22 protein-coding genes are annotated in these 22025 nt (G+C 70.5%); 10 read left to right on the forward strand and 12 right to left on the reverse strand.

What is annotated here, in order from left to right; genetic code table 11:
• Positions 1-47 precede the first annotated feature (47 nt).
• The 3 genes from ACSHXC_RS13045 (at position 48) to ACSHXC_RS13055 (ending at position 2922) form a co-directional block, all read left to right on the forward strand.
• Positions 48-1250 carry a globin domain-containing protein gene (locus tag ACSHXC_RS13045; protein ID WP_438291740.1) on the forward strand — a complete coding sequence of 401 codons (1203 nt, stop codon included), beginning with the start codon at positions 48-50 and terminating at the stop codon, positions 1248-1250.
• Between the two features lie 145 nt (positions 1251-1395).
• Positions 1396-1986: an N-acetylmuramoyl-L-alanine amidase gene (locus ACSHXC_RS13050; RefSeq protein WP_438291741.1), complete on the forward strand. Its 591-nt coding sequence runs from the start codon at positions 1396-1398 to the stop codon at positions 1984-1986.
• Positions 1987-2040: 54 nt separating this feature from the next.
• Positions 2041-2922 (forward strand): 1-aminocyclopropane-1-carboxylate deaminase/D-cysteine desulfhydrase, encoded by an 882-nt coding sequence (locus ACSHXC_RS13055; RefSeq protein WP_438291742.1) that lies wholly within the window; start codon positions 2041-2043, stop codon positions 2920-2922.
• Positions 2923-3213: 291 nt separating this feature from the next.
• On the opposite strand, the gene ACSHXC_RS13060 is transcribed toward ACSHXC_RS13055, so the two are convergent.
• Positions 3214-4812 carry a Na+/H+ antiporter gene (locus tag ACSHXC_RS13060; protein WP_438291743.1) on the reverse strand — a complete coding sequence of 533 codons (1599 nt, stop codon included), beginning with the start codon at positions 4810-4812 and terminating at the stop codon, positions 3214-3216.
• A gap of 56 nt (positions 4813-4868) precedes the next feature.
• Here ACSHXC_RS13060 and ACSHXC_RS13065 point away from each other — a divergent pair, with 56 nt between their 5' ends.
• From ACSHXC_RS13065 to ACSHXC_RS13075, 3 genes are all read left to right on the forward strand, one after another.
• A complete protein-coding gene (locus tag ACSHXC_RS13065) occupies positions 4869-5129 on the forward strand; it encodes a UBP-type zinc finger domain-containing protein (protein WP_053729846.1) in 261 nt (86 codons plus the stop codon).
• Positions 5130-5418: 289 nt separating this feature from the next.
• Positions 5419-5832, forward strand: a complete 414-nt coding sequence (locus ACSHXC_RS13070; protein WP_053729847.1) for an anti-sigma regulatory factor — start codon at positions 5419-5421, stop codon at positions 5830-5832.
• Positions 5833-5846: 14 nt separating this feature from the next.
• Entirely contained in the window at positions 5847-6779 is a 933-nt protein-coding gene (locus tag ACSHXC_RS13075; protein WP_438291744.1) for an RNA polymerase sigma factor SigF, read from the forward strand.
• A gap of 37 nt (positions 6780-6816) precedes the next feature.
• Here the strand turns inward: ACSHXC_RS13075 and ACSHXC_RS13080 are convergent, their stop codons facing one another.
• A complete protein-coding gene (locus ACSHXC_RS13080; protein ID WP_053729849.1) occupies positions 6817-7251 on the reverse strand; it encodes a hypothetical protein in 435 nt (144 codons plus the stop codon).
• Positions 7252-7345: 94 nt separating this feature from the next.
• On the opposite strand from ACSHXC_RS13080, the gene ACSHXC_RS13085 reads away from it, so the two are divergent.
• Entirely contained in the window at positions 7346-8311 is a 966-nt protein-coding gene (locus tag ACSHXC_RS13085) for a diacylglycerol/lipid kinase family protein (RefSeq protein WP_438291745.1), read from the forward strand.
• A 320-nt stretch (positions 8312-8631) separates the two neighbouring features.
• Entirely contained in the window at positions 8632-8889 is a 258-nt protein-coding gene (locus ACSHXC_RS13090; protein WP_004937597.1) for a WhiB family transcriptional regulator, read from the forward strand.
• Between the two features lie 151 nt (positions 8890-9040).
• On the opposite strand, the gene ACSHXC_RS13095 is transcribed toward ACSHXC_RS13090, so the two are convergent.
• Positions 9041-10507, reverse strand: coding sequence for a sensor histidine kinase (locus tag ACSHXC_RS13095; protein WP_438296555.1), 1467 nt, complete (start codon positions 10505-10507; stop codon positions 9041-9043).
• 306 nt (positions 10508-10813) lie between these two features.
• Positions 10814-11416 carry a TetR/AcrR family transcriptional regulator gene (locus tag ACSHXC_RS13100; RefSeq protein WP_438291747.1) on the reverse strand — a complete coding sequence of 201 codons (603 nt, stop codon included), beginning with the start codon at positions 11414-11416 and terminating at the stop codon, positions 10814-10816.
• Between the two features lie 104 nt (positions 11417-11520).
• On the opposite strand from ACSHXC_RS13100, the gene ACSHXC_RS13105 reads away from it, so the two are divergent.
• Complete coding sequence (locus ACSHXC_RS13105) at positions 11521-12273, forward strand: SDR family oxidoreductase (protein ID WP_438291748.1); 753 nt, start codon at positions 11521-11523, stop codon at positions 12271-12273.
• Between the two features lie 3 nt (positions 12274-12276).
• Here ACSHXC_RS13105 and ACSHXC_RS13110 read toward each other — a convergent pair whose 3' ends face one another.
• The gene (locus ACSHXC_RS13110) at positions 12277-12456 is read right to left on the reverse strand and encodes a hypothetical protein (protein WP_438291749.1); all 180 of its coding nucleotides are present in this window, start codon (positions 12454-12456) and stop codon (positions 12277-12279) included.
• A 151-nt stretch (positions 12457-12607) separates the two neighbouring features.
• On the opposite strand from ACSHXC_RS13110, the gene nagB reads away from it, so the two are divergent.
• Positions 12608-13393: a glucosamine-6-phosphate deaminase gene (gene nagB / locus ACSHXC_RS13115; RefSeq protein ID WP_399483952.1), complete on the forward strand. Its 786-nt coding sequence runs from the start codon at positions 12608-12610 to the stop codon at positions 13391-13393.
• A 215-nt stretch (positions 13394-13608) separates the two neighbouring features.
• On the opposite strand, the gene ACSHXC_RS13120 is transcribed toward nagB, so the two are convergent.
• The 7 genes from ACSHXC_RS13120 to ACSHXC_RS13150 all read right to left on the reverse strand — a co-directional run bounded on the left by ACSHXC_RS13120 (position 13609) and on the right by ACSHXC_RS13150 (position 22025).
• Positions 13609-14781 carry an MFS transporter gene (locus tag ACSHXC_RS13120; protein ID WP_438291750.1) on the reverse strand — a complete coding sequence of 391 codons (1173 nt, stop codon included), beginning with the start codon at positions 14779-14781 and terminating at the stop codon, positions 13609-13611.
• A gap of 6 nt (positions 14782-14787) precedes the next feature.
• Positions 14788-15306, reverse strand: coding sequence for a GNAT family N-acetyltransferase (locus ACSHXC_RS13125; protein ID WP_438291751.1), 519 nt, complete (start codon positions 15304-15306; stop codon positions 14788-14790).
• Positions 15307-16479, reverse strand: a complete 1173-nt coding sequence (locus ACSHXC_RS13130; protein WP_438291752.1) for a type III PLP-dependent enzyme — start codon at positions 16477-16479, stop codon at positions 15307-15309.
• Positions 16472-17791, reverse strand: coding sequence for a DUF6271 family protein (locus tag ACSHXC_RS13135; protein WP_438291754.1), 1320 nt, complete (start codon positions 17789-17791; stop codon positions 16472-16474). Before ACSHXC_RS13135 ends, ACSHXC_RS13130 begins: the two co-directional genes overlap by 8 nt.
• A complete protein-coding gene (locus ACSHXC_RS13140; RefSeq protein ID WP_438291755.1) occupies positions 17773-18843 on the reverse strand; it encodes a phytanoyl-CoA dioxygenase family protein in 1071 nt (356 codons plus the stop codon). Before ACSHXC_RS13140 ends, ACSHXC_RS13135 begins: the two co-directional genes overlap by 19 nt.
• A gap of 785 nt (positions 18844-19628) precedes the next feature.
• The gene (locus ACSHXC_RS13145) at positions 19629-21146 is read right to left on the reverse strand and encodes a glycoside hydrolase family 3 protein (protein ID WP_438291756.1); all 1518 of its coding nucleotides are present in this window, start codon (positions 21144-21146) and stop codon (positions 19629-19631) included.
• A gap of 9 nt (positions 21147-21155) precedes the next feature.
• Positions 21156-22025, reverse strand: coding sequence for a carbohydrate ABC transporter permease (locus ACSHXC_RS13150; RefSeq protein ID WP_438291757.1), 870 nt, complete (start codon positions 22023-22025; stop codon positions 21156-21158).

The following is a 22025-nucleotide window of genomic DNA, read 5'->3' on the forward strand; positions in this document are numbered from 1 at the left end:
CACAGCCTTAAATACGAATCCAGAATACCAATTCAAGGAGCCAGTCGATGCTGTCCGAGAAGTCGACCGCGACCGTACGCGCCACCCTGCCCGCCGTCGGGGCGGCCATCGGCACCATCACCGAGCGCTTCTACGAGCGGCTCTTCGCCGCCCACCCCGAGCTGCTGCGGGACCTGTTCAACCGGGGCAACCAGGCCGCCGGCCTCCAGAAGCAGGCGCTCGCCGGCTCCATCGCCGCGTTCGCGACGCACCTCGTGGACCACCCCGAGGACCGCCCGGACGTAATGCTGAACCGGGTCGCGAACAAGCACGCCTCCCTCGGCGTGACCGCGGACCAGTACAAGGTCGTCCACCGGCACCTCTTCGCCGCGATGGCCGAGGTGCTCGGCGAGGCCGTCACTCCGGAGGTCGCCGAGGCCTGGGACGAGGTGTACTGGCTGATGGCGAACGCGCTGATCGCCATCGAGGGCCGCCTCTACGAGGAGCAGGGCGTGCGCGCCGGGGACGTGTGGCGGGAGTGGACGGTGGCCGGCCGCATCGAGGAGACCGCCGACTGCGCCACCTTCCGGCTGCGCCCCGCCGACGGCGCGCCCGCCCCCGCCTTCAGAGCCGGCCAGTACGTCTCCGTCCAGGCCGAACTCGCCGACGGCGCCCGCCAGATACGCCAGTACAGCCTGAGCTCGGCGCCCGGCAGCGAGCTCCGCTCGATCACCGTCAAGCGCGTCAAGGGCGACCCGGACGGCGAGGTTTCCGGCCACCTGCACGCCCACGTCCGCGAGGGAGACCGGCTGCGCGTCTCGGCCCCGTACGGCGATCTCGTCCTGGACGCGGGTCCCGATACCGCCGATGCCCCCCTGCTGCTCGCCTCCGCGGGCATCGGCTGTACGCCGATGCTGTCCATGCTGGAGCAGCTCGCGGCGACCGGGCACCGCGCACCGGTGACCGTGGTGCACGCCGACCGCTCCCCCGCCGAGCACCCGCTGCGCGACGACCATGCGGCGCTCACCGCCAAACTCCCGGACGCGGCGACCCACTTCTGGTACGAGACCCCGGAGCCGGGCCACCCGGCCGACCGCACGGGCCTGGTCGACCTGGCGGCGCTGCCGATCCCGTCGGGCACCCGCGCCTACCTGTGCGGCCCGCTCCCGTTCATGCGCGCGGTCCGCACCCAGCTGCTGGCCAAGGGGGTGGCCGCGGCCGACATCCACTACGAGGTGTTCGGCCCGGACCTGTGGCTGGCCCAGGACTGACGGCTTTCGTCGGCGGGGGTGTCCGGATCGGCTCGCTCACCAACCCGAACAGTTCACCCCACAGCAGTCAAATACATCTCCTATGGGGCGAGTTGCAGTACAAGCGATACGAGACATGTCCGTACCGCTCTGGAAGGAGGCGGCCATGGCTCCTCCCATGTCCGCAGACCAGTTCCTCGCCGCGCTGCGTGCCGAGGGCCTCACCGTCGTCGAGGTCGACGGGTGGCGCACCCACAACCGGGCCGGCCACGGCGGCTGGGGCCCGGTCAACGGCGTCGTCGTCCACCACACCGCGACCAGCGGCGCCGACGCGACAGTCCGCATCTGTTACGACGGCTACGACGCCCTGCCGGGTCCGCTCTGCCATGGCGTGATCACCAAGGACGGCACGGTGCACCTCGTCGGCAACGGCCGCGCCAACCACGCGGGCGCGGGCGACGGCGACGTGCTGCGCGCCGTCATCGCCGAGAAACGGCTGCCGCCGCCGGTGAAGAACGACACCGACGGGAACACGCACTTCTACGGCTTCGAATGCGAAAACCTGGGAGACGGCGAGGACCCGTGGCCCGAGGCCCAGCTCGACGCCATCGAGAAGGCGGCCGCGGCCGTGTGCCGCCACTACGGCTGGACCGAGCGGTCGGTCATCGGCCACAAGGAGTGGCAGGTCGGCAAGGTGGACCCGCGCGGCTTCACGATGGACTGGCTGCGGGAGCGGGTGGGGGAGCGGCTGAAGTGACACGGTGGGCGGCGCGTGGAGTGCCGCCCGACGTGACCACGTGACAATGGGGGCATGACCCCCGAAGCGCTCGCCCCCCGCCTTCCCTCGCCCCTGGAGGAAGCGGCGGACGAGCGCTTCGCGCGTCACGGCGTACGCCTGTTCCTCAAGCGGGACGATCTGATCCACCCGGATCTGGTCGGCAACAAATGGCGCAAGCTGGTGCTGAATCTGCGGGCCGCCGCCGGCCGCCCCGTCCTCACCTTCGGCGGCGCCTACTCCAACCACCTCCGCGCGACGGCCGCCGCCGGCCGCCTGCTCGGCTTCCCGACGATCGGCGTCGTACGGGGCGACGAACTGGCGGACCGCCCGCTCAACCCGTCCCTCGCGCAGTGCGCGGCGGACGGCATGCGGCTGCACTTCGTGGATCGCTCGACGTACCGCCGCAAGTCCTCGCCGGACGTACTCGCGGGCCTGCTTGAGTCGCTCTGCTCCGATGCGTACGTCGTGCCGGAGGGAGGCAGCAACTCCCTTGCGGTGCGGGGCTGTACGGCGCTCGGCCAGGAGCTGCGCGGGGTGGCGGACGTGGTGGGCGTGGCCTGCGGCACGGGCGGCACGCTGGCGGGCCTGGCGGCGGGCCTCGCCCCCGGCCAGCGGGCACTCGGCGTGCCGGTCCTGAAGGGCGGCTTCCTGGAGTCGGAGATACGCGCCCTCCAACGGACGGCGTTCGGCGAGGTGCGGGGGGACTGGACCCTGGACGACCGCTTCCACTTCGGGGGTTACGCCCGCGTCCCTTCCGAACTGGACGCCTTCGCGCGGGACTTCGAGGGACGGCATGGGGTGGGGGTGGAGCGGGTGTATGTGGCGAAGCTGCTGTACGCGCTGCTGAGGCTGGCGGAGGAGGGGGCGTTCGAGCGGGGGGCGAGGGTGGCGGCGGTGATCACCGGCCACCCTTGAATCCCCTACCCCGCCCCTTCCCTAGACCCTCCGGGGGTGGTCGGCATTCGGCTGCGGACCGTGCATGGCTGGGCGCGCAGTTCCCCGCGCCCCTAGCAGGGTTGATGCTGGCCGGCACCGGCATCTTCAGCCCGTCCGGCGTTTGAGGACGAGCGCCCTTAAGGCGCGAACGGGGTCTGGGGCGGAGCCCCAGGAGTCGAGCTCAGGCCATCCACACCCCCGGCGGGTCTCGGGAAGGGGCGGGGTGGGGGCTCAACGGGGTCTGGGACGGAGCCCCAGCACCACCCAGCCCTACCCCTCCCCCTCGCGGTACGCCGCCGCCTCCTCCAGGTCCAGCCTCCGCAGCAACGTCCGCATCATCTCGTCGTCGATACGGCGATCATCCCGCAGGGACACAAAGACCTGCCGCTCCGCGTCGATCATCGCCCGGGACAGCCGCCGGTACGTGTCGTCCGCCGACTCCCCCGTCACCTCGTTCACCGCCCCGAGCCGCTCCCACACCGCATTCCGCCGCCGTTCGAGCACCGTCCGCAACCGGTCGGCCAGCGGCGGCGGCAACGCGTTGCGCGAATCGGTGAGGAGCTCGTCGAGGCGGGCCTCGGCCGCCCGGGACGCCTCGCTCTGGGCCTGCGCCTCGGCCAGCGTCTCGGCCTGCGCGTCCCGCCCGGGGAGCTTGAGCAGCCGGATCAGCGGCGGCAGCGTGAGCCCCTGAACCACCAGCGTGCCGATCACCGTCGTGAAGGTAAGGAAGAGCACCAAGTTGCGGGCCGGGAAGGCTCGCCCGTCCGCCATCGTCAGCGGGATCGAGAACGCGATGGCCAGCGAGACCACACCCCGCATCCCCGCCCACCCCACGATCACCGGCGCCGTCCAGTCGACCTCCGGCTCGCGCCGCCGGATCTTCTCGGACAGCCTGCGCGGCAGGAACGTGGCCGGGAAGACCCAGACGAAGCGGGCCGCCACCACCAGGACGAACACCCCCACCGCGTACCAGACCGCCTCGCCGACCCCGTACTCCCCAAGCCCCTTGAGAACCACCGGCATTTGCAGTCCGATCAGCGCGAACACCGCCGATTCGAGGACGAAGGCGACCATCTTCCAGACCGCCTCCTCCTGGAGCCGCGTCGCGAAGTCCACCTGCCAGGAGTGGTGGCCGAGATAGAGGGCCACCACCACTACTGCCAGTACGCCCGACGCGCCCACCTGCTCCGCTGCCGCGTACGCCACGAACGGGATGAGCAGCGACAACGTGTTCTGGAGCAGCGCCTCGTGGAGATGGCGGCGCAGCCAGTGGATCGGCAGCATCAGGACGAGCCCCACCCCGATCCCGCCGATCGAGGCGAGCGCGAACTCCTTGAGCCCGCCGCCCCAGGTCGCCCCGGCCCCTACGGCCGCCGCGAGCGCCACCTTGTACGCGGTGATCGCGGTCGCATCGTTCACCAGGGACTCGCCCTGGAGGATCGTGGTGATCCGGTTCGGCAGCCGCAGTCTGCGCGCGATCGCGGTGGCCGCGACCGCGTCCGGCGGCGCGATCACCGCGCCGAGCACCAGCGCCGCGGTCAGCGGGAGGTCGGGCACGAGCAGATACGCGAGATAGCCGACCACCACCGTCGCGAACAGCGTGTAGCCGACCGAAAGCAGCGCCACCGGCCGGAGGTTGGCGTGCAGATCGAGGTACGAGCTCTCCAGGGCTGCCGTGTGCAGCAGCGGCGGCAGCACCAGAGGCAGCACGACGTGCGGGTCGAGCGTGTAGTCCGGAACACCCGGCACGTACGCCCCGATCAGCCCCACCGCCACCAGGAGCAGCGGCGCGGGCACCGGCGTCCTGCGGGCGGCCCCCGCGACCGCCGCGCTCGCCGCGATCAGCGCCACCAGCGGCAATGCATCCATCAGAACCGTCCGTCCCCACTCACCCGCGCCGCGCTCTCCGTCGTAACCTGGCCATCATGAGCGAGTGCCCGCACGTTGCAGAACTGCCGCGCCCCGAGCCGGCCCCGCTGAGCGACACCTGCCCGGAGTGTCTGAAGGACGGCACCCACCCCGTACAACTGCGCCTGTGTCTGGTCTGCGGGCATGTGGGGTGCTGCGACTCGTCGCCGCACCAGCACGCGACGGGCCACTTCAAGGAGACCGGGCACGCGGTGATGCGGACCTTCGAGCCCGGCGAGAGCTGGCGCTGGTGTTTCGTGGACGGCCTGCTGGTGTGAGAGTGGCACCCCGCACGCTTCGTCCAGGGCGTGAGGAAAGGTTCGAAGCCCTTGGCGCCTGGGTACGTCAACCCGGTCTCGGTTCACAGCAATTGGGCACTGCAAACCTCTAGCCACTGTCCGTACTCATAGGCTTACCATGAGTGACAGCCGCCGGGAGAGCTTCCGGCGACAGGGCACCATGGATCGCGATAGCGTCGCCAGTCCAGGTACGGACCCCGTACCCACGGCCCCGGGACCTCCCCTCTCCCCGGGCCTCGATAGAGCTTGTGCCACCTTGGAGGTGAGGGTGTCCCAGATCGCAGGCGAGCCCGGGAATCAGGACTTCGTGGAAGTCCGGCTGCCGGCTGCGGGTGCCTACCTGTCGGTGCTGCGTACGGCCACGGCCGGACTCGCGGCACGTTTGGACTTCACCCTCGACGAGATCGAGGACCTGCGCATCGCCGTCGACGAGGCTTGCGCGATCCTGCTCCAGCAGGCCGTTCCAGGTTCCGTACTGAGCTGCGTGTTCCGCCTCGTCGACGACTCGCTGGAGGTCACCGTCTCGGCGCCGACCACCGACGGCCGGGCCCCGGAGCGCGACACCTTCGCGTGGACGGTGCTCTCCGCCCTGGCCGGCAAGGTCGACTCCTCGGTGGCCGAGGACCGTACGGTCTCCATCAGCCTGTACAAACAGCGCGGCGCGGGACCCGGACCGGCGTGAGCGGGGAGGGTCCGGTGCGGGACGACAAGCGCATCCCCGGAGCGGTGCGCTCCGCGGGCATCCCGGAGCAGCAGGCCCGGCCGCACCCGGTGGACAGCCCTGTGGATGGCCCAGATGGCGTTTTGTACGCGGCGGAGCAGGCAGAGCGGGCGGCCCTTATGAGCGAGCACATCGAGCACAGGCAGCACGATCCACACGATCGCAGCGGGGCGCGGGCGATGTTCATCGAGCTGCGCAAGCTGCCCGACGGATCCCCGGAGAAGTCCGAGCTGCGCAATCAGCTGGTACGGATGCACCTGCCGCTGGTCGAGCACCTGGCGCGGCGCTTCCGCAATCGTGGCGAGCCCCTCGACGACCTGACCCAGGTCGCCACGATCGGTCTGATCAAATCGGTGGACCGCTTCGACCCCGAGCGGGGCGTGGAGTTCTCGACGTACGCGACGCCCACCGTCGTCGGCGAGATCAAGCGGCACTTCCGCGACAAGGGCTGGGCGGTGCGGGTGCCGCGCCGGCTCCAGGAGCTGCGCCTCGCGCTCACCACGGCCACGGCGGAGCTGTCGCAGCAGCACGGCCGCTCGCCGACGGTGCACGAACTGGCCGAGCGGCTCGGCATTTCGGAGGAGGAGGTCCTGGAGGGCCTGGAGTCGGCGAACGCCTATTCCACGCTGTCCCTGGATGTTCCGGACACGGACGACGAGTCGCCCGCGGTGGCGGACACCCTGGGTGCGGAGGACGAGGCGCTCGAAGGCGTCGAGTACCGCGAGTCGCTCAAGCCGCTCCTGGAGGACCTCCCGCCGCGGGAGAAGCGGATTCTGCTGCTGCGTTTCTTCGGCAACATGACCCAGTCGCAGATCGCGCAGGAGGTCGGCATCTCGCAGATGCACGTCTCGCGCCTGCTGGCCCGCACGCTGGCCCAGCTCCGCGAGAAACTGCTCGTCGAGGAGTAGCCGGGGTCCGGGGGCGCAGCCTCCGGGCCCCTTTCGGTCACGCGTCCCGCATCGGCCCGCGAATCCCGAGCGCCTTGGTCGTGGCGGGGTTCACCAGGAGTACGAGGCCGGTGACGGCCACCGCGGCGAGGGCGATGCCCGCCGGGATCCACGGGGCACCGTCGGAATTCAGGAACATCCAGGCGACCGGCAGCGCCATGATCTGGGTGATCATCGCGGGGCCCCGGCTCCAGCTGCGGCGGCGCAGCAGGCCGCGGGCGGCGATCAGCGGGATCAGGCCGAGGACGACCAGGGTCAGGCCGCCCGTCTCGGCCTGGGTGGGCCGGTCGGGCTTGCCGGTCAGGCCCATCACGAGCATGTAGAGGCCACCGGCGACCAGGGCGAGGCCTTCCAGCGCGGACAGCGCCGCCGCGGCGGTCAGCCGACCCGGGCGCGGTTCGGCGGGGGCTTCGGGGGTCTGCTCAGTACTCACCCGGCCAGGGTAGCCCGCGGCCGGGGCCCGGCCCGGGCCCGGGCGGTCCGGGCCGAGTACGCTCCGATACCACCCGGTAGGTAGTCTGGCGCCCATGCGTGCACTTCTCGTGGTCAATCCGGCGGCTACCACCACCAGTGCGCGCACGCGTGACGTCCTCATTCATGCCCTCGCCAGCGAGATGAAGCTGGAAGCCGTGACCACCGAGTACCGCGGCCATGCCAGGGACCTCGGGCGGCGGGCGGCCGAGAGCAACGACATCGACCTCGTGGTGGCGCTCGGCGGCGACGGCACGGTCAACGAGGTCGTGAACGGTCTGCTGCACAACGGGCCGAACCCCGAGCTCCCCGAATTCGCGGTGGTTCCCGGCGGCTCGACGAATGTGTTCGCGCGAGCCCTTGGCCTGCCCAATGACGCTGTGGAGTCGACCGGTGTCATTCTCGACGCGCTGCGCGAGAACCGGCACCGCACCGTGAGCCTGGGTCTCGCCTCCGGAGTGCCGGGCAGCGTGGACGAAGGCGTTCCCGGGCGCTGGTTCACTTTCTGTGCCGGGTTCGGATTCGACGCGGGTGTGGTCGGCCGGGTCGAACAGCAGCGGGAGCGCGGAAAGCGCTCGACGCATGCGCTCTATTTGCGCCAGGTGGCGCGCCAGTTCTTCGGCGAACCCCATCGCAGACATGGCCAGATCACGCTGGAGCAGCCCGGCGCCGAGCCCGTCGAGGACCTCGTCCTGTCCATAGTCTGCAACACCTCCCCCTACACCTACCTGGGCAATCGTCCGCTGTACTCGTCCCCCGAGGCCTCCTTCGAGGCGGGCCTGGACGTACTCGCGCTCACCAAGATGACCGCGCCCTCGGCGACCCGCTACGCGACCCAGCTGCTCACTTCGACCCCCGACCGGGGTCCGCACGGCAAGCACGCCGTATCACTGCACGACCTGACGGACTTCACCTTGCATTCCAAGGCCCCGCTCCCCTTCCAGATGGACGGTGACCACCTGGGCCTGCGTACCAGCGTCGCGTTCACAGGCGTACGCCATGCACTGCGTGTGATTGTGTGAGTGGAAGGGCCCAAAGTCCTTTCACTCGAACGTTTAGGCTGGCATCCACCCCATGGAAGTACGACTGTGACCCAGTCGACACCGAGGAATCCAAAAAAACTTTTCTGAAGGGGTTGTATCCGCCGCCGAGGTTTGCGAATCTCTACATGGCGATCGGGACGGCCCGCAACACCGGCCTCCACTGAAAGCCAGAACCCCTCCTCAAACCAGGACCACCACCAGTCCAACTGGAAGATGGCCCTTCCCTTGTTGAGGGATTCGTGAAAGCGTTCACATTCACAAGCACCCCCCTGCACGTAACACCAAGAGAGGTAGCAGCCATGGACTGGCGTCACAACGCCGTTTGTCGTGAGGAAGACCCCGAGCTGTTCTTCCCCATCGGCAACACCGGTCCTGCGCTGCTGCAGATCGAGGAAGCCAAGGCCGTCTGCCGCCGCTGCCCCGTCATGGAGCAGTGCCTGCAGTGGGCGCTCGAGTCCGGCCAGGACTCCGGCGTCTGGGGTGGCCTCAGCGAGGACGAGCGCCGCGCGATGAAGCGCCGTGCCGCTCGCAACCGGGCGCGCAACGCGACCGCCTGAGCCCCCACTTCCTGCCTTAGCCCCGCGCGGCGCGTACAGAGCGTACGCACTCACCGCCCCCCGAGCCGCAGCGCGCAGCAGTAACCCACAGCATTCGAGCCCCGAACCGTGTCTCATGGTTCGGGGCTCGCTGCTCTTGCGGGACAGGCGCCTACTTCTCGGGGCCCACCGGAATGTCGAGCACGACCTTCGTGCCGCGCTCGGGCGCCGGCACCATGTCGAAGCTGCCGCCCAACTCGCCCTCCACCAGGGTCCGTACGATCTGCAGGCCCAGGTTTCCGGTGCGCTGCGGGTCGAAGCCCTCGGGCAGGCCCCGGCCGTCGTCCCGCACCGTGATCAGCAGCCGGGCCTCCTCGCGGGTGCCGCCGCGCAGCGCCGCGACCTCCACCGAACCCTGCTCCCCCGGCGCGAACGCGTGCTCCAAGGCGTTCTGCAGCACCTCGGTCAGGACCATGGACAGCGGGGTGGCGACCTCGGCGTCGAGGATCCCGAAGCGGCCGGTGCGGCGGCAGTTGACCTTGCCGGGCGAGATCTCGGCGACCATGGCGAGCACCCGGTCGGCGATCTCGTCGAACTCGACGCGCTCGTCCAGGTTCTGGGACAGCGTCTCGTGCACGATCGCGATCGAACCGACGCGCCGGACCGCCTCGTTGAGCGCCTCGCGGCCCTGGTCGGAGTCCATCCGGCGGGCCTGGAGCCTGAGCAGCGCCGCGACCGTCTGGAGGTTGTTCTTCACCCGGTGGTGGATCTCCCGGATGGTGGCGTCCTTGGTGATCAACTCCCGCTCGCGGCGGCGCAGTTCGGTCACATCGCGCAGCAGAACGAGCGAGCCGATGCGCGTGCCCTTCGGCTTGAGCGGGATGGCACGCAGCTGGATCACCCCGTCGTTGCCCTCGACCTCGGCCTCCCTCGGCGCGTACCCGCTGGCGAGCTTGGCCAGGGACTCGTCCACCGGGCCGCGCGGCGGCGCGAGGTCGGCGGTCAGCTGGCCCAGGTGCTGGCCGACGAGGTCGGAGGCGAGCCCGAGCCGGTGGTAGGCGGAGAGCGCGTTGGGCGAGGCGTACTGGACGATGCCGTCCGCGTCGAGCCTGATCAGGCCGTCGCCCGCACGCGGCGACGCGTCCATGTCGACCTGCTGGCCGGGGAAGGGGAAGGACCCGGCGGCGATCATCTGGGCGAGGTCGGACGCGGACTGGAGGTAGGTGAGTTCGAGCCGCGAGGGTGTACGCACAGTGAGCAGGTTCGTATTCCGGGCGATCACGCCCAGGACGCGGCCTTCGCGGCGTACGGGAATGGACTCGACGCGGACCGGGACCTCCTCGCGCCACTCCGGGTCGCCCTCGCGCACGATGCGGCCCTCGTCGAGCGCGGCGTCGAGCAGCGGGCGCCGGCCGCGCGGGACCAGGTGGCCGACCATGTCGTCCTGGTAGGAGGTGGGGCCGGTGTTGGGCCGCATCTGCGCGACCGACACATAGCGCGTGCCGTCCAGGGTGGGGACCCAGAGCACCAGGTCGGCGAAGGACAGGTCGGAGAGCAGCTGCCACTCCGAGACCAGCAGGTGGAGCCACTCGAGGTCGGACTCACTCAGAGCGGTGTGCTGGCGTACGAGGTCGTTCATGGAGGGCACGTTGTCGAGCGTACCCGCGGGCAGTGACAAGAAATGACTGCGGGCCGCGGCGCCTGGACGGGACCCTCAGCCCGTCCGGGCACCGCAGCCCGGTTGCCGGCCGACGGGAGTGCGGTCCCCATCGGCCTTCAAGGGAGGTCACGGCGCGGTCAGGGCAGAGAGCGCCGGGGCCTCGGTTCCGCCCGCCTGTGCGGGGTGGGCGGAAGTCTCGGTGTGTTCATTGTGGACTAGACCATTCTGCCATGTCCATCCATGTGCACGGCACAATCTTCCGCGTCGGCACGGCGACCGCAACCCTTAGCCGCCGTCCGGGGGCCAGGCCAGCATGGCCGCCTCGGCGACAGCTTCGAGCTCGGCGCGGGTGGCGCCGTCGCGGGCCTGCTGGGACATGCCCTGGAAGACGGCGCCACTGAGGCGGGCGAGCGTGCCGGCGTCGGTGCTCTTGGGGAGGTGGCCGGCCGCGACGTCCGCGGCGATCCGGCTCTCGATGGCGGCGAGGCCGGCGTTGCGCCGATCGCGCAGCGTGGTGCTGACGCACTCGCTGGTGCAGTTGGCCGCGGCGCTGATCACCAGGCAGCCGTAGGGGTGCGCCGGGTCGCTGAACTCGGACGCGGCCTCGTGCAGCAACCGGGTGACGGCCGCGCGCGCGGTCGGCTCCTCGGCGAGCGCCCGCGTCGCGAAGGCGCCGTACGTCGTGCCATAGGTGCGCAGGACCTCCTCGAAGAGGGCCCGCTTGTCACCGAAGGCGGCATAGAGGCTGGGCGCGCCGATGCCCATGACCCGGGTCAGATCGGCGACGGATGTGACCTCGTAGCCGCGGCGCCAGAACTCCATCACGGCCTGCTCAAGAGCCTTGTCCCGGTCGAAGGAGCGGGGACGGCCGCGCTGTTTCGTCGCCATGACACCGAGTCTACAGGCAGTTCTGTAGCGGTCACTAGAGAATGTGTTACGTTCTTTCCGTAGCGACCGCTACATAAATATCCGGGGTGGAAGGGGGCGCAGCCATGGGCGCGCTCGACGGAAAGACGGCGCTGGTCACGGGCGGCAGCAGGGGCATCGGGCGGGGCATCGCCGAGCGGCTCGGCCGGGACGGGGCGCGGGTCGCCGTGCACTACGCCGCGAACGAGACGGCGGCCAAGGAGACAGTCGCGGCCATCGAGGCGGCGGGCGGCTCGGCATTCACCGTCGGCCAGGAACTGGGGGTTCCAGGGGACGCGGCCGCCCTGTGGGAGGCCTTCGACCTTCAGGCCGACGGGCTCGACATCCTGGTGAACAACGCGGGCATCGGCTACCCCATACCGTTCGGCGACGTCTCGGAGGAGGCGTACGACCGGTTCTTCGCCGTCAACGCCAAGGCGCCGTTCTTCGTGACCCAGCTCGGTCTGACCCGGCTGCGGGACGGCGGGCGCGTCGTCAACATCTCCAGCGGGCTCTCGCGCGCGGCCGTGATGCCGGAGACACTCACGTACGCCATGACCAAGGGCGCGCTCGACGTGTTCACGCGGAACCTGTCCAAGGTGCTCGGGCCGCGCGGGATCACGGTCAACTCGGTCGCGCCCGGGATCATCGACACCGACATCAACGCGAGCTGGCTGCGCGCCAGCGACGAGGCCTGGGCGGCGACGGCGGCGCGCTCGCCGCTCGGCCGGGTCGGCGAGCCGTCCGACATCGCGGACGTGGTGGCGTTCCTGGCCTCCGACGACGCGCGCTGGATCACGGGCCAGTGGCTGGACGCGACGGGCGGCTCGCTCGCGTAAGGCTCAGCCCAGCCCGCCTCTGTCACCTCCGGCCAGGGCCCTCGGCACATCCGGGTCCTGGCCTCGGGCAACGGTCACCTCCCGGATGCGCCGCAGGACGGACGGCTGCTCGACCGTCTCGCCGGACACCGTCCGGCCCGGCTCTGCCCGCTCGGAGAGAAATGCGGCCGCGACATGTTCCATGCCTCCCAATGGCCGTCTCCGTATGCGTTCCGGCAACCCGTCCGGTCGACCATGGGGGCAGATGCGACCGCCAGCCGACGGGCCACAGCTCTGCTAGATTGGTCTATACCACGCCCGTTGCAGTTTCACGTCTCCAGATCGGCAGGCCCACGTGGAAGTTGTCATCGTCCCGGACGCCAAGGCAGGCGGCGAGCTCATCGCGGAGTCAATCGCCGCCCTGTGGCGCCGCAAGCCCGACGCACTGCTCGGCGTGGCCACCGGCTCCACCCCGATCCCGATCTACGACGCGCTGACCGCGAAGGTCGCCGCCGGTGACGTCGACGTCTCGCGGGCCCGCGTCTGCCAGCTCGACGAGTACGTCGGGCTGCCCGCCGGGCACCCCGAGTCCTACCGCGCCACCGTCATCCGCCAGGTCGTCGAGCCGCTCGGGCTCGGCGCGGACTCCTTCATCGGCCCCGACGGTTCCGCCGAGGACGTCCAGGCCGCGTGCGAGGCCTACGACCTGGCGCTGGCCTCGGCCGGCGGCGTGGACCTCCAGATCCTGGGCATCGGCACCGACGGGCACATCGGCTTCAACGAGCCCTGCTCCTCGCTCGCCTCGCGCACCCGGATCAAGACGCTCACCGAGCAGACCCGGGTCGACAACGCGCGCTTCTTCGACAACGACATCGACCAGGTGCCGCACCACGTGATCACCCAGGGCATCGGCACGATCCTGGAGGCCCGGCACCTGGTGCTGCTCGCCACCGGTGAGGGCAAGGCGGAGGCCGTCGCACAGACGGTGGAGGGGCCGGTCGCCGCGGTCGTTCCGGCGTCGGCGCTCCAGCTCCACCAGCATGCGACGGTCGTCGTGGACGAGGCCGCGGCGTCCAAGCTGAAGCTTGCGCCGTATTTCCGGCACACCTTCACCAACAAGCCTGTGTGGCAGGGGCTTTAGCTCCGCGAGGGGGGCTCCTCTTGAGTGCGGGCCAGCGGGGCCTGTTTGCGCAGTTCCCCGCGCCCCTGGGAGGTTGGGGTCACCCAGTGCTGGGTTGCTCAGCGACCTGAAGGGGCGCGGGGAACTGCGCGGCCAGCCGACCACGGGCCGCAGCCGGGCAGGACAGCCGCGGGAGCGCATTCGATAGGCCGCGGGGAACTGCCCGCAGCCGAGGCCTACGCGTCGGCCAGGGCCGGAAAGCGGATCCGGGTGCTGCACACCGACACGACCAGGGCCGAGAGGGCCACCGCCCCCATCCCCCACACCAGACTCGTGCCGTTGGCGATGAAGCCGATCACCGCCGGGCCGGCGAGGAGGCCCGTCGTGCCCATCGCGGCCACCAGGGCCAGCGCGTCCGAACCCTGGCGGGCGGCCGCGACGTACACGCACGGGGTCACCGCCGCGATACCGAGTCCGACGCAGGCGAACCCGAGCAGCGCCGGGACCACCCCTCCGGCCAGCAGGGCGACCGCGAGACCCGCGCCGGCCAGCGCGCTGCCGACCCGCACGATGCGCTCGTCGCCCCACTTCGTACGCCACCCGTCGGCGAAGAGGCGGGCCAGGACCATCATCACCGAGACGACGGCGATGCCCAGCGGCGCCAGTTCCGCCGCCGCGCCCGCGCTGTCCTTCAGGTAGAGCGCCGACCAGTCGTTCATGGCGCCCTCCGTCACGGTGCCGAACGCCATCGCCAGGCCCATCCAGATCGTCACCCGGGTCGGGAGAGTCAGCCCCCGACGACCCTGCTTTCCGGAGGGCGCGGAGGGTTCCGCCGTATTCTGATTCTCCGTCAGGAGGCCCGGGCGCGCGGCCAGTACGACGACCACCACCAGCACCGTCGCCGTGCCGAAGTGGGCCGGGAGGGCCGAGGACAGCGATGTGACGCCGGACGCGAGCAGTGCCGCGAACAGCGAGCCCGCGCTGAACGTCGCGTGCATCCTGGCCATCGTGGTCCGCCGGTACTTGACCTCAAGTGCGGCCGCCTGCGCGTTCATCGCGACGTTCAGACAGCCGACCGCCACCCCGTCGAAGAAGACGATCAGCAGCGTGACCGGATAGTCCGGCGTGACCGACAGGGCCAGGAGCACCAGCCCCAGGCACAGCGCCGAGAGGACGGACAGGCGCCGCGAGCCGAGCCGCTTCGTCAGGATCGCCACCAGCGGGAACGAGACCGCCGCGCCCGCCCCGCAGACCATCAGGAGCAGGCCGAGCTCCGCCTCGGACAGGTCGAGCCTCGTCTTCAGCGCGGGGATCCGCGAGACCCACGTGGCGTACTGGAATCCGAGGCAGCAGAACAGTGCCGCGATCGCCACTTGTGATCGACGGTATTCATCGGGGGCCCGAAACATGCGAATTCAGCCTACTTCCATGGACATGTACACCGCGTTCGTGCCGTAGCTCGCCGGCAGGACGACCTCGGGGTGGGCGCGGTAGCCCAGCCGGGCCCAGAGGACATGGGCTCCTCGGACCGCCGCCATGGAGATCCGCTCATACCCCAACTCCCTTGCCGCAGACAGGAGATGGGTCAGGAGCCGAGGGCCCAGGGACCTGCCTCGCAGATGCTCGGCGATCACGAGGTCGTGCGCGTGCAGGTTGCGGGAAGGGTGGTCCGCGTCCTCGGCTCGGCTGAGGTCCGGGCTCGTGAAGGGTGGGTACGGCAGGGCCAGGAGGTAGCCGCCGACCCGGCCCTCGTGTTCGAGGACGAAGCAAGTCCCGGACGAATAGCGGGATTTCAGGGCTTCCCGACCCTCCGACAGGCCGTCCTGGGCGTACGCTCGCGCCTCCAGGGCCACGATCGCGTCCCAGTCGCCCTCGGCCAGCGGGCGGATGAGCACGTCCGCCTCAAGCAGCGGCTCTGTGTCCAACCGAGGCATCTACCTCGAACCTCCGATGCAGGTGTAGGGCAGCGGGTCGAAGCCGTTGAAGCCCTGGGTCGTGTAGCCGACGGCGTACGCGCCGCAGGAGTGGATCCAGACCGGGTCCCCGGAAGCGGCCTCGGCGGGGACCTGGACGAGTCCGGCCTCGTAGTCGTACGCGTCGTCGCTGTCGCAGGTGGGGCCCGCGATCACGGCCGGGACGTACCGGCCGCCCGCGTGGCCGGGGAACTCCAGGCGGTACTGCAGCTCGTCCATCTCGTACAGGCCGTTGAACTTTCCGCAGCTCAGGTACAGCCAGTGCTGCCGCTCGCCGTCGCGCTGCCGCCGCGCCGAGAGCCGGGACACGCGGGCCCGGATCGCACCGTGGTCGGCGACCAGGTGGCGGCCGGGCTCCATGAGGAACTCCAGGGGTGACGCCGACTCCTCGCTCAGGCGCTGCATGCCTTCGCGCAGGACGGCGAAGATCTTGTCGAGCGGGGGGTCGAGCGGGCGGCCGTGCTTGTCGAGGCAGCCGAGGGCGGGCAGGCCGCCGCCGAGGTTGACCGTGTCGAGCAGGATGCCGCGTCCGTTCAGGACCGCCACCAGGTCGGCGAGCTCGTCGAGCGCGCTCTGCCAGGCCTCGGACGTCATCTGCTGCGAGCCGACGTGCACGGACAGGCCCGACGGGGTCAGGTCCGCATCGCGCGCCGCTTCCAGGACGCGTCCGGCGTCGTCGGCCGAGCAGCCGAACTTCTGACTGAGGCCCCACAGCGCACCGTCCCCGCTGGTGGCGAGACGGCAGAACACCCTGGATCCCGGGGCCAGTCGGGCGATCGCCGCGACGTCCTCGACACTGTCGGTCGCGAAGTCGCGTATGCCCATGCGGTAGGCGTCGGCGATGTTCTCGTCCGACTTGATCGTGTTGCCGTAGTGGATCCGGTCGAGGGGCACGCCGGTCTTGACGGCCTGCTCGATCTCGTTCGGGCTGGCCGCGTCGAAGCCCGCTCCCTGGTGTGCGAGGCAGTCGAGCACCTCGTCCACCGGGCACGCCTTCATGGCGAACCTGACCTGGATTCCGGGCAGTTCGTGGACCAGCGTCGCGTACTGGGCCTCGATTCCGTCCAGGTCGAAGAAGATCCGGTCGTCGGCGGCGTCGGCCAGGGCGGCCCGGACGGCCGTGCTCTCACGCATCGTCGACACCCCGGACCGGAGCCTCGGCCCTGCTCGCGGCCACCAGCGGGCCCCATGCCTCGATGAGCAGCGCGAAGTCCTCGATGTCGGCCTGCGCCTCGTCGAGCAGGCGCTCACACAGCGGCATCAGATGGTCGGCGAACTCGGCGTACTTTCCCCCCAGTTGGCGGTAGCAGCGGTCGAGGACCTCCAGCCTGCGGACGTTCTCGGCGCGGTCCGTGCCCGCGCTGCCCACGGCGAGCTCGGCGATCAGGGCGGGGCGTACGTGGTGCTGCTCGTCGAGCAGGGTGCCGCGCGCCTCCTCCATCGCCGTATAGACCGGGTAGAGGTAGAGCATCGACAGGAGGAACTTGGTGAACCGCAGCTGGTAGGCCGTGAATCCGGGGCCGGTCCGGCGCTCGGGGGTGTAGTAGTTCACGATGTTCCGGTTGTGGACCACGCCGGGCAGCGTCGCGTCGCGCACCAGGTGCAGCAGGAAGTAGTCGCTGCCTATGGTGCTGGTCGCGGGCGGCAGCGGCACGCGCTCGTACACCTCGCGGTCGAGGCCGATGTTGCACATGTCGACCCGCCAGATGTCGGGGGCGCCCAGCGTCGACTCGTCATGGGTGAAGGGGTCGTTGCCGGCTCCGACGAACGAGTCCTCGACCAGCTCCCGACGCTCATCCGGCGGGGTTCCGGCATCGGCCCACAGGCCGACCACCTCGTAGTAGATCTCGGGGTCGAGGTCGCGGATCTCGCCGATGTCCACCGACAGCTCGCCCACGAACGAACTGCCCACCATCGCCACCGGCTTGTGGATGTCCGCCGGGTCGAGCCGGGTCCGCGTGACCTCGGGTACGGCGTCCACGGCCCGCTTGCCGAGCGAGAGCAGCTCGTGGTGGATGGGGAAGACGGGCTCGCCGTCCAGGATCTGGTAGCTGCTGTCGGAGTCCCGGCGGTGTACGGAGTGGCAGCCGAGCGCGCTCGCGATGAGGAACGCCCGGTTGGTGCAGGCGCCGTACGACACCTCCGAGGGCAGCATGAGGTCGAGCATCAGATCGGGCTTGGCGAGTCCGGCCCGCTCGATGACGCGCTGGAGGAAGTCCCGCTGCCGGGCCTCGTCGAGGTGGTGCACGAGGACGTGGGCGTCCGGGGGCAACTCCCTTATGACATCGGCATGTTCGGCACGGGTCGGCCCGTCGGCGGAGTCCAGGACCAGCAGGTGGACCTCGACGTCGAAGTGCTCGGCGGCGTACGCGGCCTCCTCGTGCACCGCCGCGATCGTGGCCGCGCAGGCCCGGTTGGTGGGCAGCGTCAGGCAGATGCGTCGCACGCGGGCTCCTCGGTCGGCGTTGCGGTCCCGGTGGCGCCCCAGGATTCGAGGCCGAGCAGCTTGGCGCCCAGGTCGGTGAGTTCGGCGGTGGGGTACCGGAGGGACTCGTGCCTGCGCGCGTCGCCGACCAGCGTCTTGTTCCAGTCCGGGGTGCCGAGGCTGCGCCAGGATTCGACGCGGGACTTCCGCACCTCGTGGTCCGACTCCAGGGCGGGCATCATCGAGAGGTACTGGACCGCGCGGACACCGTTGTCGGAGGTGTTGCGGGCCACGCCGTGCGCGAGAAGACCGTTCCAGATCAGCAGGTCACCGGCCTTGAGCTGGGGCCGGACGACGGGGAATTCGGCCCGGTCGGTGTTCGGCCTGATGGGGTCACGGCCGGCGGGCTGGGCGACCTTCCACTCCTCGAAGCGGCGGAACAGCTCGGGCGAGCACTGGAAGCCGCCGTGGTCGTCCTGGGTGTCGTTGAGCGCGATGATCCCCTGGACGCGCTGCGGCAGCACGCCGAGCGTGGTGTCCACGTCCCAGTGCAGCTCGATGTCGAAGCCCTTGTCGGTGGGCTCGATGTGCGCCCGGTCGCGGTCCTTGATGTTGGGCGGGTTCAGGTTGAGCCGGTCGAGCGTGACCCAGAGCTCCTCGCAGTCCCACACGTCGGCGAACGCGTCGTAGACCCGCTGCGTCTGGCGGCTGTCCCACAGGAGCTGGTGGTGGTACGCCTCGACGAACCCGTAGACGTGCAGGTGCTGTTCGAGCTCGGAGGCGAACTCGCGGTCCTCGGAGTACCAGGTCTCGGGCCTCTCGGGATCCAGGCCCTGGAAGTCCCAGGTGAAGTCGAGGAGGCGCTTGGCCGCGGCGGCCGGGATCGCCTCCTTCACTATGACGTAGCCGTACGTCTGCCAGAACGCGAAGTCGTCCTCGGAAAGGACGCGCAGCGGGCGGGACTTCTCGATGTCCCGCAACGGGGTGCGGGCCAGGTAGGTCTCGCCGCCGTCGGAGCTGAAATAGGGGACGTCGGAGGCGGCTCGGTAGAGATATCGGTCGGATGCCGACATGCGATCACTCCAGGGTGCGGATGGTGGGCGGCTGAGGGGATCCCGCGGGCACAGCGACATGGCCCGGGCGCGGGCGTCCTGTTGGGCGGGGATCGGCAGGGTGCGGCGGCCGGAGCGGTGCGCGCGGCCGGCCCGGTGAGGTCACGGTCGGCGGCGCGGTGCTGCGGCGGATGGGTTCGGCATACGGTCGTGCTCGCGTCCGGCATGCACCTTGCGGCCGTCCGGGGCCGGGGATGTGCGGTGTGCCGGGCGATGCGGGGCCCTCGGCGTGGTCCTTGCACCGACCGGTTCACAGTCGGGCATTGCGAGGGCAAATAGGCGCGTGGCAACCGGACTTGGCAAGCTCGGCGCGTCCTCGCGCCGGCCGGTCACCCGGTGGAGAGTGTGCGTCTCCACGAAGACAGGGCCGGGGTTGCCACCTCCTTGCGCTCGGTGCCGCTCATGGGACGGGGGCACCTACACCGATCTTGCGTACCTCCAAGGTGGACTAGACCAACTTCCGGTGTCAACCCCCAAGTTGGGGCGGTGGCGGCACCCAAAACGGACGGGTTCACGCACCGGACACACGGAGGATACGTACTGTCAAGTAGACGCCCCCGCAGCCGAGTTGACGACCTCTCGGCCGAGGGACCGGAACGTTCCGCTCCGGCGGCCCGCACAAGTCGGCCCTCGCGGACACCGAAAGTCGGCCCCATCGTACATGCGGCGCCAGATGCGCCCGCACATGCAAACGTGGCGGGTGACGGTCCGCCGACCGTCACCCGCCACGCAGTCCGTTGGCTGGGTCAGAACCCCGCGATGGGCTCCGCCGCCGCTCGCCCGCACACCCGCGCCGCGCCGTGGGTCGCGATGTGCAGGGCGCCGCGCGGGGTCGCCCGCGGGACGCCCATCTCGACCACGACCGTGTCCGGGCGGGCCGCGAGCAGGGCGTCCAGGGCGGCCGCCATCCAGGGGTGGCGGTGTTCGTCGCGTACGACCGCGACGACGCGGCGCTCCCCCGCGGCCGCGAGCACATCGGCGGCGGAGCTGTCCGTGCCGTGGGTGCCGCTCTCGGTGCCGGGCAGCAGGGCGGCGAGCTCGCCGCCGATGCTCCAGGGGGTCTCGCTGCTCACCGCGATGTTCATGACGGGCGTGAACGTGGCCACGTACGGGGCCTGCTCCAGCGGGCGCCACGACGGCGAGGCGGTGATGCGGGCGGCCCGGCGCGCGGCCACCAGGCCGATGTCACTGCCGGTGCCGGGCGCGGTCCCCTCCTGCACCGCCGCGCCCGGCGCCGCCACATCCCCCCTGGCCTGCTGGGTCCACGCCGCCAGCGCACGTACCCGTGCGGCGGCGTCGGCCAGGCGTTCCTCGGCCAGGTCGCCGTCCCGTACCGCCTTGACCAGCGCGTCGCGCAGCCGCAGTACGGTGCCCTCGTCGGCCAGGCCGCCGCCGACGCACAGGGCGTCGGCGCCCGCCGCGATCGCGAGGACGGAGCCTCGCTCGATGCCGACCGTCCCGGCGATGGCCTGCATCTCCACCGCGTCCGAGACGATCAGCCCGTCGTAGCCGAGCTCCTCGCGCAGCAGTCCGGTGAGGATGCGCGGGCTGAGCGTGGCGGGACGTGCGGGGTCGAGCGCGGGAAGAAGGATATGCGCACTCATGACCGACTTGGAACCCGCCGCGATCGCGGCGCGGAAAGGCACCAGCTCACGGGCGTGCAACGTGTCGAGATCCACATCGATGCGGGGCATCGCGTGGTGCGAGTCGACATTGGTGTCGCCGTGCCCGGGGAAGTGCTTGGTGCAGGCGGCGACCCCGGCGGCCTGGAGGCCCTCGATGTAGGCGGCGGTGTGCCGGGCCACCAGGTCGGTCTCGGCACCGAAGGCCCGTACGCCGATGATCGGGTTGTCCGGGTTGGAGTTCACGTCGGCGGACGGCGCCCAGTTCAGGTTGACCCCGCACTCGGCGAGCCGGCGGCCCAGCTCGCGGGCGACCTCACGGGTCAGGTCCACGTCGTCGACCGCGCCGAGCGCGAGGTTGCCGGGGAAGGACGAGCCGGTGCGGACCTCGATGCGGGTGACGTCGCCGCCCTCCTCGTCGATGGCCACCAGAAGGTCGTCCCGCTCGGCCCTCAACTGGGCCGTCAGCGCGGCCACTTGGGGCGCGGAGACGATGTTGCGGCCGAACAGGCCGACGGAGGCGAGGCCTTCGCCGATCCGGCGGAGGAGCCAGTCCGGCGCGCTGGTGCCGGTGAACCCGGGCTGGAGGACGGCGAGGGCGTCGCGGGTCAGCGTGTCGGAACCCGTGGTCATAGTGGTCATGGGGCGGAGTTATCCCTTCACTGCGCCGGCCGTCAGACCCGCGGCCATCTTGCGCTGGACGAGGAGGAAGAGAATCACGATGGGGACGGCCATCATGGTGGATCCGGCCATCATCGGGGCGTACTCGGTGCCGTGCTGGGTGGTGAAGTTGGACAGCCACACCGTGGCCGTCTGGTGGTTCTGGCTCATCAGCATGAGGGCGTAGAGGTACTCGTTCCACGCCTGGATGAAACCGTAGACCGAGGTCGCCACCATGCCGGGCGCGAGCAGCGGGAAGACCACGCGGATGAAGGCGCCGGTGCGGCTGCAGCCGTCGACCATGGCCGCCTCCTCCAGCTCCTTGGGGACGTTGACGATGAATCCGCGCAGCGTCCAGACCGTGAAGGGGAGGATGAAGGTCAGGTACGTGATGATCAGGCCCGAGAGCTTGTCGTACTGACCGAGGTCGTTGAGCAGCAGGAAGACCGGAATGATCATGGCGACGAGCGGCACCATCTGGACCGCGAGGATGCCGACGATGACGATCTTGCGGCCGCGGAAGGCGAACCGGGAGATGGCGAGCGCGGCGAGCAGGCCGACCGCGATGCCGATCAGGACCACGACGACCGAGACGGTCAGCGAGCGGCCGATCGAACCCCAGAAGTCGCCGATCTGGAGCGCCCGCTTGAAGTTGTCGAGCGTGAAGTTCGTCGGGAACAGGTGCGGATCGGGGTCGATCGCGTCCTTGGCCGGCTTGAACGCGGTGTTCAGCATCCAGTAGACCGGGAAGCCCGCGGTGACGAAGACCAGCAGGCCGAGCAGGTTCCAGCCCAGCTTGGTCTTCTTGCGTGCGGTCTTGACCCGGGTGGCGGCGGGCGCCGCGGCGGTCGAGGCAGCCAT

Source organism: Streptomyces sp. HUAS TT7 (assembly GCF_051550175.1).
In the GTDB taxonomy this organism is placed as follows: Bacteria; Actinomycetota; Actinomycetes; order Streptomycetales; family Streptomycetaceae; genus Streptomyces.